10 protein-coding genes are annotated in these 12425 nt (G+C 53.3%); 5 read left to right on the forward strand and 5 right to left on the reverse strand.

What is annotated here, in order from left to right; genetic code table 11:
• Positions 1 to 68 precede the first annotated feature (68 nt).
• The 3 genes from FRIGORI9N_RS14930 (at position 69) to FRIGORI9N_RS14940 (ending at position 4013) form a co-directional block, all read left to right on the forward strand.
• Positions 69 to 584, forward strand: a complete 516-nt coding sequence (locus FRIGORI9N_RS14930) for a porin family protein (RefSeq protein WP_159572765.1) — start codon at positions 69 to 71, stop codon at positions 582 to 584.
• A gap of 183 nt (positions 585 to 767) precedes the next feature.
• Positions 768 to 1727: an ABC transporter substrate-binding protein gene (locus tag FRIGORI9N_RS14935; protein ID WP_159572767.1), complete on the forward strand. Its 960-nt coding sequence runs from the start codon at positions 768 to 770 to the stop codon at positions 1725 to 1727.
• Positions 1728 to 1739: 12 nt separating this feature from the next.
• Entirely contained in the window at positions 1740 to 4013 is a 2274-nt protein-coding gene (locus FRIGORI9N_RS14940; RefSeq protein ID WP_159572769.1) for an ATP-binding protein, read from the forward strand.
• A gap of 9 nt (positions 4014 to 4022) precedes the next feature.
• Here the strand turns inward: FRIGORI9N_RS14940 and FRIGORI9N_RS14945 are convergent, their stop codons facing one another.
• A complete protein-coding gene (locus FRIGORI9N_RS14945; protein WP_159572771.1) occupies positions 4023 to 4841 on the reverse strand; it encodes a bifunctional 2-polyprenyl-6-hydroxyphenol methylase/3-demethylubiquinol 3-O-methyltransferase UbiG in 819 nt (272 codons plus the stop codon).
• Positions 4842 to 4960: 119 nt separating this feature from the next.
• Between FRIGORI9N_RS14945 and FRIGORI9N_RS14950 the strand changes: the two genes are divergently transcribed.
• Positions 4961 to 5323, forward strand: a complete 363-nt coding sequence (locus tag FRIGORI9N_RS14950) for a phage holin family protein (RefSeq protein WP_201301518.1) — start codon at positions 4961 to 4963, stop codon at positions 5321 to 5323.
• A 3-nt stretch (positions 5324 to 5326) separates the two neighbouring features.
• Here FRIGORI9N_RS14950 and FRIGORI9N_RS14955 read toward each other — a convergent pair whose 3' ends face one another.
• The 4 genes from FRIGORI9N_RS14955 to FRIGORI9N_RS14970 all read right to left on the reverse strand — a co-directional run bounded on the left by FRIGORI9N_RS14955 (position 5327) and on the right by FRIGORI9N_RS14970 (position 10689).
• On the reverse strand, positions 5327 to 7282 hold the full coding sequence (locus tag FRIGORI9N_RS14955) for a methyl-accepting chemotaxis protein (protein ID WP_159572775.1): 1956 nt from the start codon (positions 7280 to 7282) through the stop codon (positions 5327 to 5329).
• Between the two features lie 94 nt (positions 7283 to 7376).
• A complete protein-coding gene (locus FRIGORI9N_RS14960) occupies positions 7377 to 8114 on the reverse strand; it encodes a sulfite exporter TauE/SafE family protein (protein WP_159572777.1) in 738 nt (245 codons plus the stop codon).
• Positions 8111 to 8497, reverse strand: a complete 387-nt coding sequence (locus FRIGORI9N_RS14965; RefSeq protein ID WP_159572779.1) for a hypothetical protein — start codon at positions 8495 to 8497, stop codon at positions 8111 to 8113. The genes FRIGORI9N_RS14960 and FRIGORI9N_RS14965 overlap by 4 nt, the downstream gene beginning before the upstream one ends.
• Entirely contained in the window at positions 8494 to 10689 is a 2196-nt protein-coding gene (locus tag FRIGORI9N_RS14970) for a membrane dipeptidase (RefSeq protein WP_159572781.1), read from the reverse strand. Before FRIGORI9N_RS14970 ends, FRIGORI9N_RS14965 begins: the two co-directional genes overlap by 4 nt.
• Positions 10690 to 10871: 182 nt before the next feature.
• Between FRIGORI9N_RS14970 and FRIGORI9N_RS14975 the strand changes: the two genes are divergently transcribed.
• A complete protein-coding gene (locus tag FRIGORI9N_RS14975) occupies positions 10872 to 11918 on the forward strand; it encodes an HD-GYP domain-containing protein (RefSeq protein WP_159572783.1) in 1047 nt (348 codons plus the stop codon).
• Positions 11919 to 12425: the final 507 nt, after the last annotated feature.

Raw genomic sequence — 12425 nt, forward strand, 5'->3', positions numbered from 1 at the left:
TCCTGCGTTAGACATCGTGCCCCTCCCAAGGGGGGCGCAGTATCTAAAACAACCATAGGAAGTCAGCCATGAAAAAATTAATTTCTGTTGCCGTATTGTCTGCCGCTGCAGCCAGCCCAGCTTTTGCTGAAGGCCCTTACCTGGGTGCCACTTACAACAGCTTGGGTATTACCGACAGCCGAATGGGTGGTGTGGAACTCGATGTGGACACACTTGGCGTGGTGGGTGGCTATGAACTAAGCCCCAACCTGGCTGTTGAGGGTCGTTTGCTCACTGGGGTAGACGAGGAAAATTCTGGTGCGTTCCGCGCCAAAGTAGACTCTTACATTGGTGCCAACTTGCTGGGTAAATTGCCTTTGAACAACCAGTTCTCGCTGTATGGCACATTGGGTTATGGTTTTCTGGACGCCAATATCAGCGGCCCGGGCTTTAACACCAGCGATGACGACGGTGGTCTGAACTACGGCGGCGGTGTGATGTACACCGCAGGCAATGTGAACATTCGCGCAGGCTACGAAATGCTGTACGACAAAGACAACATTGAGGCGGATGGCTTGAACCTGACTGCCACTTTTGCATTCTAAATTCAAGTCAATCAGGGTTACGCAGTAAAAGGCGTAACCCTTTGTTCATCGCCCGCGACACTCCTTGAGTGTTTGATCATTCAATGTCGGGAAGAGATGGCTTTTTGTGTTTCTTCTTGGTAGTTTTCTGATGTAACAATGCCCCTACACTTTTTAGGGGTCCACTGTCATCAGAGAGTTTGAATGATCCGCGCTGCACTTTTTTTTAGCATTTTTTTGTCAACGCTGGTTGCGCAGGCTGCGCCCTTGCGCATCGGTGTGTCTGAAACTGTGCTCTCCTTGCCTTTGTATGTGGCCGAGGAAGAGGGGTTTTTCCAAAAGCATGGTGTCAGCGTCGAGTTCATGAATTGCGTGGGCGGCAATCGCTGTATAAAAAACATGCTGAATGGCCAAACCGACCTTTCCACAGCCACTGAGTTGCCTGTGGTGTTCAGTAGTTTTACTCGCAACGATTTTGCGATCTTGACCAGCTTTGTCAGCGGTTCGAACGACTTGAAAGTGGTGGCGCGCACAGAGGCGAAAATTAATCAGCCTGGCCAACTTCGAAACAAAACACTGGGGTATGTAAAGGGCAGTGCAAGCCAGTATGTGTTGGACTCTGTGCTGGTGTACAACGGTATCGATCCCGACACGGTGAAGTTAAAAGCAATTACTCCGGAAACTGCACTAATGGCACTGGCCAACAAAGAGGTCGATGCGCTGTGCATCTGGGAGCCTTTCGCTTCGCGCATTGAACTGGAGCTGGGCGCCGAGGTGATGTTGGTACCCATTCCCAAGTTGTACACCGCAACATTCAACCTGATTGCCATGCAAGATGTGATCAAAAGCAAACCCAAGGAAATCGAGCGCATTGTTCGGGCCTTAAAGGACAGCACCCAGTTCATACAAATGCATCCCGACAAAGCCAAGGCGCTCGCTGCGAAGCGTTTGAAAATTCCTGTGGTGCTAGTCGATCGAATTTTTGACAACTATCGTTTCCGTTTGAGTTTGAATCGCTCATTACCGCGCACAATGGAAGGGCAGGCCAGGTGGGCAATTCGCGAAGGGCATGTGCCTGGTAACCCTCATCAGCCGAACTTCACCGGGTTTTTCTACCCCGCTTTTTTGAAAACTGTAGACCCTGGCGCAGTGTCGCTTCAGTAAAGGGAAGTCTTAGTGCGCGTTGCCACCAAAATTAACCTCGCTATTCTCAGCACCATTGTTTGCGCGGTGCTGTTGGTGTTGGGTAATCTGTTCATTCTGAGTGAGCATTTCAAAGGTTTGGAGCAATCCCAAAAGGCACAAAATCTTACGCGCCTGTCGTCTAGTTTGCTGGTGTTGACGCAAGAGTATGTGCTGTTCAAATCGCCCTCTGTGGCCGACGCCTGGTTGCGCACTCAGGAAGAACTGGAGCGCTTAATCACGACAACCGTGAGTTCGTCGGTGGCCCCACAAGAGCTTTCGGATATTCAAGTAAGCCTTGCTGAACTTAAACCCATATTCAACGAACTCACCGAAGGCTTTGTGCCTGGCAACAACAATGCGGCATTTTTGGCACGTCGTGAAAGTTTGATTGTTGAGCGCCTGATTGCCGAAACCCAGGTCATTTCAGAGCTGGGTTACCAATGGTCTACACAGGTCAATGACGCACAAGCCAGAAACCTGAAGGGCCTTACCCTGCTGGAATCGGTCGGGCTGGGTAGTTTTGTGGTGGTTATTGCCATGCTGGTGGTGTTAATGCGCACAGGGGTGTTAAACCCATTGGCCAAGCTGAAACGCACAGCCGATGACATTCGCAATGGCGATGAAGATGCGGTGTGCGCGGTCAACACCAACGATGAGTTGGGCGACGTGTCCAAGGCAGTGAACCAGATGGCCCACAATCTGGCCCACAAAAACAGGCGTCTGCGCGAAGCCAACGCCCGGGTGGAAATGGCCAGTCAGGCGAAGACAGAGTTTTTGTCGAACATGAGTCACGAGATTCGAACGCCACTGAACGGTATTGTGGGGCTGACTTATTTGTTGAAGGACACTTCGGCCTCGAGCAATCAAAAGCTGCTTTTGGAGAGCCTGGAGAAAACATCGCGCAACCTGATTGATTTGGTGAGCGATGTGCTGGATATTTCGAAAATTGAAGCGGGCAGCATGGAGCTGGAGTCCAAACAGTTTTCTACGCTTGAGTTTATCGACAAGGTGTCGGGCATCATGACGGGTGCTGCGGCCAACAAGCCCATTGAGTTGATCATCGATCCTTCAAAAGATTTGCCGCGAGAATTGATGGGCGATGAGTTGCGCTTCCGTCAAATTGCGGTGAACCTGGTTGGCAATGCGATCAAGTTTACGCAAGTGGGGCATGTGCATTTGTCGCTGCAGGTGCTCTCCAATCAAGGCAGTGTTTGCCGCCTGCGCATAGAGGTGCGCGACACAGGGGTGGGCATTTCTCCGCAAGGTCAAGCCAATTTGTTCAGGCAGTTTCACCAAGCGGATACCTCGGTTGCTCGGGAGTTCGGTGGCTCGGGGCTCGGTCTGAGTCTGGTTAAAAAGTTGGTGGAATTGATGAATGGCAGCCTGGGTTTCACCAGCGAGCTGGGGCACGGAAGCACCTTCTGGGCAGAGCTTGAGTTTGCGGTGCCTCAGGAGCCTGCAAGCGAGTTGATCAAGGCAGACGATACTTTGTTGTTGGTGTCAGAGAGTGAGTTTCAGACCCAGGCTTTGCTGCATTCTTGTGAATTGATTGGGCGCAAACGGATTACTGTGGGTAACCTTGAAGAGGCGCGCCATTTTATGCACTCTGCGGCAGGGGTAGCCGGGATTGTGATGGATTTCCCAAAGCGGCAAATTGATCGTTTTGCCTGGCTTGAGTTTGTGAAAACGATGGGCTTGATGGGTGTTCCGTGTGCAGTGCTGCTGGGCAGTGACGACACGCGGCGTTTGCTGGACAACGGGATTAGTGAAGCATTCAGTGCCATTTATGTGAAGCCGCTGACACCACTGCAACTTCAAAATGCATTTAAAAACACACCCTCCAGCTTGACCGCTCAAACGAATTCGGTGGCCGCGATACGCACGAAGATGAATTTGTTGATCGTCGATGACAGCGATTTGAATTTGAAAGTGCTTGAAGGTATTTTGGTGCGCAGGCAGGCGAACATTACCAAAGCCAACAATGGGCTGGAGGCATTGTCTTATTTATTGCAATACGGCCATGGTTTTGATGCGGTGGTGATGGATGTGCAAATGCCGTTGATGGATGGCCTTGAGGCCACCCGTGAATTGCGAAAGCAACCGTTTAATGCTGACTTGCCCGTGATTGGACTAACCGGTGAGGTGGGCCCGGAAGATGAAAAGCGCGCATTATCAGCAGGCATGAACGCAGTGCTGCACAAACCGCTTCAGCCCGAAGACCTGATGTATGTACTCAACAAACTGGTGAAGCTGGCTACAAGCTGACAAGCCGCCTTATTTCGCAGCAACAATCCACATATTGTCGCTGGTGGGTTGCCGGTCGGCCAAACCAAACTGAACCACTTTCATGCCTTGCCGCACGATCAGCGCCTCCAGGTTGTCAGGGGTAAAGTAATTCACATGATCGGGCAGGCGAAAACCACACCACTTTTCAGCCCGGATTTTGCGGTTCCAGGAGCCGTAGTTGGGTACTTTAATAATGACCACCCCACCAGGTTGAAGCACTTTGGCCACGCCTTGCAGCAAGCCATTTGGTTCAACTTCGTGTTCAAGAAAAGCACTCATCAGCACACCGGCAAAATGGTTCTCGGGCAGTTTTTGAATGCCGTTGAGCGCGTTGTCGTGCATGATGCTGCCCCCGCGGGGCTCAACCACTTCGCTGGCTGCCTGTGCCAAAGCTTTAGACACTTCGATGCCGTGCGGCTGGTACTTGGCCGGCAAGGTGGCGAGTAACCCGCCAGCGGCGCAGCCTATGTCCAGCACACGCCCGCCGGGAATGTATTTTTCGATCAGCTCGGGCAGTTTGTTGCGCTTGAGTACTTTTTGACGAAAGTGTTTAAAAGCACGGCTCAAACCTTGTTTGACCGGTTCGCGTTCTTCGCGAACCTGCCGCTCTGTTTCCGATGTTTTTTCCCAGGCAAACTCTTCGCTGAGCCGCTCGTAGACCGGCGCGCGTTTCAGATACACAAAATGGCATTTGTTGCACTCAATCATGGGCCATTCGCTGTTGCCGTAACTCAGGGTCGTTGAGTCTTCTGCGCTGTTCTGGCAAAAGGGGCAGCTGCGTGAAACTAGGCGTTGACTGACATCCATTCTGAAATTCTCGTTGTTGCTTAAAGTTGTTGTTGAATCCGGTTTCTTGAAATGTGTTAGCTTGGCAGCCAAGCAAATTGATTGTACATCACTTGTTTTCTGAACTTGGAGGAATGGATTTGAAACTCTTGCTGAGCTGGGTTTTGCACGCGGTGGCACTGATGGGTGTGGCTTACCTGTTGCCTGGTGTGGTTGTTGAGGGGGTTTGGGCTGCATTGTGGGCCGCACTGATTCTTGGTTTGGTCAACACCATTGTGAAACCGGTGTTGTTAATTTTGACCTTGCCTTTGACTGTGCTGACACTGGGGTTGTTTTACTTCATTTTGAATGGATTGATGTTTTACTGGGTCGGCTCCATTCTTGAAGGTTTCCAGGTAAACGGTTTCTGGTGGGCGGTGCTTGCAGCACTGTTGTACTCGCTTTTTGCAACGTTTTTAAGCTCGATCCTGTTTCAGGAAAAAGTCAGAATCGAGCGCATTTAAGAATCAGGCCTGTTGGGCCAGTTTGAATTTGCCCATGACGGTGTCCATTTGATTCGACAGGCTTTGCAGCTCTGTGATCACCAGGTTCACCTCATGGGCTACCCCTTGGCTTTCCTCCGTCATGCGGGCAATGCGCTCCACTTGCTGAGCGATCAGCGTGGAGGCGGCGCTTTGCTCTTTCAACGCCTCAGTAATTTCGGTAACCGCACGTTCTGCATCGCAGGTGTGGTGGTTGATGGACTCCATTTGCTGATCTGCCCCCATCGAAGACTGTTGGCCTGAACTGATCATCTCGGCCCACCCTGTGACCTGGTCAACCGCTGAGCGCGTTTCATTTTGAATGTCCGAGATCAAAGACGAAATGCTTTTTGTCGAGGCGGCTGTTTTCTCAGCCAGCTTGCGTACTTCATCGGCCACTACCGCAAAGCCACGCCCTTGTTCGCCAGCACGTGCTGCTTCAATGGCCGCATTCAGTGCAAGCAAATTGGTTTGATCGGCAATTGCATGAATCACCTGAATAATGCTGGAGATGTTGTCAGACTGATTGCCCAGGTTGTTGATGCTTTGTGCCAGGGTGCCCGAGGCGGTGCCAATTTTTTCCATGGCCTGGCGGGCTTGTTTAACACTTTCCCGACCACTGATTGACGATTGACCTGCCTGATTGGACAGGCCAAGCGCCTGACTGGCGTGGGTATGTACCTGACCAATTGAAACCGTGAGTTCCTCCACCGAGGCGGCCACAGCCGAGGCGGAATCGGTTTGTTCCTGCACACTGCTTTTGACCTGCGAGGAGGCTGTCACCAAAGTAGTGATGGTGTCGGCCATCCGGGTTGAGGCGTCTTTCACCTCGCCCACAAGACTCGTTTGCTTTTGCCGGATATTCTCGAGTGCGGCGCGAATCTTGCTGATTTCGTTGCTGCCATGGCTTTCAATGGATTTGGACAGATCACCCATACCGATGATTTTTGCATGTGCAAGAATTTGGGCAATTTCGGTGTTGGTGTCTTTGAACACCACATACCCCAGCGCGAATGCCAACAACAGCACAGCCAGTGAACCCGCACCCGCCTTAATCAAAGTGCCTTGCATGCCTGAGATCCGGTCAGTCAAATCGGCTTGCAAGGTTTTGTTCAGGCTTTGGCTGAGTTGAAAGCCAGTGTTGACCGCTTCGCCAAGCAATCGAACCGTGTCGGCCTGACCAGTTATGCTGTCGTAGTTCAGGTCTTTGGCAGATTGCTCTTTGGCCCAGCCCGAGATGGTGTCGATGCGCTGATCAATCGTGTCGATCTGTGCGCGTGTCGCGCTGGTGATTGCGCCACCTGCGGCAGCTGATTTTTCGGTGGCTTCGCGAATTTCATCCATGGCCCGGCCCAAGGTGCCAAGCCGGGATTGAACAAAGCTCAAGCTGGCTGCCGGGTCGGTGCCGGGGTTGCGCAAGCGGCCCTGCAACTCGGACAGGTACTCGATGACACGTGGCAGTTGGAATGCCATGGGGCTCATCATGTAGTAGCTGGGTAGGAAAGGGTCTAGCGTCAGTTCGCTTTCATCGGCCAGTTGACGCACCAGGGTGACCATTTGATTGCCCAGTTCTTCCGATTGGGCCTCGCTGGCGTTCTGGTTCAAGGCCTGTGGCAACAGAGTTGCAACCTGATCCAGGTTGCTGGCAGTGATTGGCCAGTTGTCGGGCAATTCTGCTTTTGCAGCTTTGATCGATGCGCTTAGTTCGCCCGCTGCCCCGGATTGGCTTTGCGCACGATCCAGCAGAATTTTTTGCATCAGTGGATTCATCTTTTCCAGAAAAACCGTGCCCTGTAGCTCGTTCTCGGAAGAACTGATCAGTGTGTTGATTTGGGCGTACATTTGCTGAAACAGAAAGCCGAATGCCAGCAACAGTGGCAGCGCGATGATGGCGCATTTTTTGGGCAGGGTCAGCGAGTCAAGAATAGTTTTGAATACCATGGGGCAACCTTCAGGGGCGGTGAATCGTGTTCAGCCTTTAGTGTGAAACACAACGAGCCGCTTGATATCCCTGTTGAATGGGAACCCGAAATGGTTAGGTGCCGCTTGCCAGAAGGGTGCTGATGCCTTGCCACATCAAACGAATTGCCAATGCGGTGAGCAGCCAGTTCAGCATAACGGTGAATTTTTCTTCCGGTACGCGGGCCAGTAACCTAGCCCCCACCAGGTTGCCTGCCAGCGTTGCCATGCCAATGCCCAGTAACAATGGCCAGTACTGCACCAAACTTATATTCAGGCTGGAAAACGCAATGACCTTGATGCCATGTTGAATGACCATGGCCATGCCGTGCGTACCCACAATGACTTGCCGTTCCCAGGCAGACTTCGGAAGTACCGACATCACCAGGGGCCCTGTGGCACCCAACACCAAACTAAGGCCCGTGGTAATTCCCCCAGATACAGCGGCAGGCCAGTTTGCCAGCCGCAACCACGCGCTTTTCCAGGTGGCCAGCACAATGAACGCGCCCAGTATTACCTGGCCCAGCGCAACAGGCATGTACAGTGCAAGCGGAGTGATCAATGCGCCGCCAACGATTGAGCCCAGCAAGAATGGTTTGATGTAAGCCCAGTTGATGAATTTGCGTTGTACCAACACCCGGTTGGTATTGGACATGAGTTGAGCCGCGCCGTGCAAGGGTATGAGCAGGGCGGGGGGCACCAGCTGTGCCATAAGTGCCAACAAAACCACCCCGCCACCAATGCCCATGGCGGCTGTGATGCTGGAGGTGATGAATGCGGCAAGGCTAATCAGCACCACCAGGGCCAGGGTCATGGTGTGACTTCGATGCTGCCGATTGTGGTGCCGGAAAGATCAAGCTCGATGGCGTGGGTGCCCAACGTATTGGCTGCAATGCTGACCAGCGTGGTTTGATTGCCGGGCAGCGCGACCCGAGCATCAAGCCCCTCAACAATCAGTGAGTCCGTTTGGTTGCTGTGCACCAAAAACTGGATGGGCTGCCCCTTGCGAACCGTGGTGTTGAATGTGCCGGTGGTCAGGCTTCCATTCACAATCGAGAGTGACTCAAGTGCCTGTGCGGCGCCACCTTGAGTCGGGTTGCCAGTGGGGGCGTCGGGGGGCAATGATTGTACGTAGAGGTATGCCCCAGCCAGCGTGGCGCTGGCCAGGCCAAGATACACAAGTGCTCGTTTGTTCATGGATTGATTCGAGTTCGCTTTGCCGTTGTTCGTTCCCACATTTGAATATACACCTCGGCAGAATTGTAGAGTGCCTTCAAGGCCTCGTTGCCACCCTCAAGTCTCAATTCTTCAACCCAGTCGGCCTTCAGGCCATAGTGCGCTTGTCCTTCGGTGTTGGCATCGAACGCGCGCTCGCCACTGGTTTGTTTCTCAAACTTCACCGGGCTCACGTTGGTGTTGAATACGCCTGCCCAGTCGGGCCCCTGGAACAGGGTGAAGGGGTAGGTGATTTGTGGTCGGTCTGCAGCCCGTGGGCCCGCTTGGGCACCCAGACCATTGGTGTCAGCACCAAAACCCATGGCGAAATCATGTTGCTGGCTTTTTAGCGGGGCAATCACTTTCAGGTCTTCGGCCCAGCTTTGTGCGTTGCCTTGATAGGGATAAATAATGCCGCCCGCAGCCAGAATTTTTCGGCCCTGTTCGCGGGTAATGCCACCATGCGCGCCGTGCGTGGACACCAGTGGGTACTTGGGCTGCTGGCGGTCTGCCATCTCGATCAAGTCACCCTTGATGCTCAGTTCCATGTGATCCACTTCAATGATGATGCCTTTTTCCATCAATCGCTTGAAGGCGTACTTGCCAAGCTCGGTGAGTCCGCGGCGATTACACTGGCGCTGGTCCTCACCCGTGGGGTAAATGGGGGCCACACCTGGGTTGTTGGCGATCAATGCCTGGGTTACAGGATCGTTGCCCAAGCCCGGGAGAGACGTCATGACTGCGCCGGGCTGACGCAATATGTAGTCGGCGTAGTTGTTTTCACCGCCGGGGCAATCGTAGGTTTGCCAGAAGGCGCCAGTGTCAACAAAATTACCCACGTTCAGCACGGCACCATCAAAAATGCCGTTGCCGCCAAATGCGTTGTCAAATTCATGAATGGGGAACATTTGGCGCACGCCGAGCGCATGCAGGCGGTCGAGTTGTTTGTCGATCTCGGCTTCATCACACAGGTTTTGGCCAAACTTGATTCCACAGTTGAACAGGTGCGAAATTTCAATGCCCAGTACCACGGCCAGCTTGCCGTCGTTGATGACTCGTCGCGCCTCTGCCGGGCTGGTCACAATGCGGAACCACCCTTTGCCGGGGCCGCCTTCCTGCGCATCAATGTAGCTTTCAAGCTGTTTGGCGTATTCAATTTGGGTCACTGCACTTTCCATTTCATTGCAGTTGGCCAAGGGTTTGCCTTTTGTGTTGCGAACCAGGTTGCAAAGCGTTTCGTTTTCAACCAGGTTGGTGACAAAAATACGCAAGCCGGCTTTCCATGCGCGTTCCAGCCACTTGTAATACAAGCCTTCGTGCGTAAGCGCATCGGCTGCAGGCCAGCTGCGGAAAGTAGGCCAACCCTGCGTGTCGTGGCTTGCTTGGGGTGAAAACTTGAACAGGTTGTCGACCAGGTCAAGCCTGCCCATGGGGCCATGGTTTGCCTCGCAACTGCCCAAAGCCTGGGTGACGCCAAACCGGTGATGCGGCGTTCCGTGGTGTGCGCCGCCCAGAAAGGTGGTGGCAGTGATGTGGTTGTGAACGTCGGCAAAACCCTTGACTGCGCGGTTCAGACCCGCACCGGCAAAGGTACGACCTTCGGTATTGGTTGCAATTTCAGGAAACTCGGCACACCCGGTGGCTTTTACAAACTGAAACAGCGTTTCTTCACTGTTGCCGGCATTTTCTACAGTGCCCAGGCCGTTGCTGAATCCGAGCAGGGCCAGTTTCATGGTGTTTCCCGAGTTGGTCAGCGAGAAACCGCCGCGACCCTTTTCATCTTCCTGAACAGCCCATTCGATTGAATCCGAAAACGCCGTGCTGCTGCCCACTGGAGTACCTGCGGAGTTACCGACAGCCTGCATCATGGCGTCGTTGCGGTTGTAAATCATGTACTTGCCCAAGGCCGTGGGCTTGAGGAAGAAGGGGGCTGCGTTCACCGCCGTAGATTCCGTGACACCATAGCTGCCGTCGCTGCTCAGGGCCACAAACTTGTTGTTGGCCAGCGATTGGATTGCGACACACTGGTTTGCAATATTGAATGCAGTGGGCGTTACTTCAACTTCTGTGGGGGTGGTGCGGCTGTCGGTGGTGGTCGCAGCGGTGTCTGACTCGGAACTGCAGGCAGCCAAAGCCGCGCACAGCGCCAATATGCCAAATAGGGCGTGTCTCATGTCTCGTCTTCCCGGGGTCTTTGTGACTCGATTGTTTATACAAATTGATACTGACAATTTGTCATTTCAGATTCAGCAAATGGCACCCCCCATTTAGAGGGGAAAAGGGTTTCAGATTTCTTCAAAGCTTGCCGTTATTCCATTCAAGGAGAATGCGCCGCATTCACAGGGGAAACAGAATCATGTCAGTTGAACAAGCCACCGATAACCAGCAGTTGATCAAGGAACTAGAGCGCCAGCTGGCAGAGGTTCAGGCCAATGCCAATGCCTTGAGCAAAGAAGTCGAAAGCTTGACGGGGGCGAATTCAACCCTGAATCAACAACTGGAATCGCAGCGTGCTGAAACCCATCAAATGCAGTTGATGCTGGAGCAGATTCAGCGCGAGATGCGCATGCAGTACCTGGCCGCCGTGAAGTCTTTTTCCAATCTGATGGAATTGCGTTCCCCCCAACTTGCAGCGCATGGTTTGCGTGTGGCTGAACTGGCCCGATTGATTGCCAAAGAACTTCACGCCAGTGAGTCGGCATTACAAGATATTTACGTGGCAGCGCTGCTGCATGACATTGGTAAATTGGGCTTGAGTGATGAAACCTTGTTCAAACCGGTGGTAGAGCTGAAAGGCGATGCGCGCGTGGCTTTGATGAAACACCCAATGAAGGCCCAGGCAGCATTTCATGGTTTGTCAGAAATGGTGCATGTGTCCGAGATTATCCGACACCACCATGAGCGCTACGATGGTCAGGGTTTTCCAGATGGTTTGGCGGCAGACGGCATTCCACTGGGAGCGCGCATTTTGGCGGTGGCTGAGGATTATGATGAGTTGCAGCAAGGGTGGCTTGCTTCCAAGGCGTTTGATGAATTACAGGCCCAAACGTTTTTGGTGGGCGCTGCTGGCAAGCGCTACGACCCCAAGGTGATCGAGGTGCTGCCCATCGCCTTGGTGAAGTTGAAGGCTGCGGAGAAAGCCAACGAGAAAATTTTGCATGGCGAAGACCTTTACGAAGGCCTGGTGTTGGCGCGTGATTTTGAGGGGCCAGACGGGTTTATGTGGCTGTCCAAAGGGCAGGTGGTGTCCCGCCATTTCATTGGACGGGTTCGGGAGGCGGAACATCAGCATGGTGTGGAACTGAAAATCTATACGGTGAAAACTGCCGGTGCCCGCAATGCGCCTTCCAGTAAAGACGCGCCACTGCAGCCTGCGCAGCAGACAGGGCATGTGGCGCTGTAGTTGACTTTTTCGCTGAACTCGAAGGGTCACCGCTGTTGTGTTTAGCCCACTCGGCATGAGTTATCTGAGCCACATGTCATTGGTGACTTTTGATCTGAACTTGAAGGGTCACCGCTGCCCGAAAACTTGGCATATCGGCTTGTCAGCTTGAGCCTGCACTAAGCCAAGCCCTCCAAAAGTAACGGTCGGGTCTTGGCTTTCGCGCATGGGCGCGATCGTTTGTCTCGGCGCGCCAAGCCGGCAAGTTTTCTGACCGGTCATCGTGCGACCACTTGCAAGTTCAGCTCCGAGTCACCGCTGGCTCAAAAGCCCAATCGGCGGCGGTGTTTCGATCGCCTCGCCTTCAAGAAAACCTGCCCGTTTGAATTCACCCGCCACGGTCGGCCATTGGCCGGCACCGAGACTCGGCCCGCCTTTTTGCCGAGCGAGGTGAGTCAGGGTGAATTTCAAAAAGGGAAATACAGGTTTTCAGGCGAGAGATTGAAACCCAAGCCGATCGGGCGTTTA

The sequence above is a fragment of the Limnobacter sp. 130 genome (assembly GCF_902506325.1).
Taxonomy (GTDB): domain Bacteria; phylum Pseudomonadota; class Gammaproteobacteria; order Burkholderiales; family Burkholderiaceae_B; genus Limnobacter.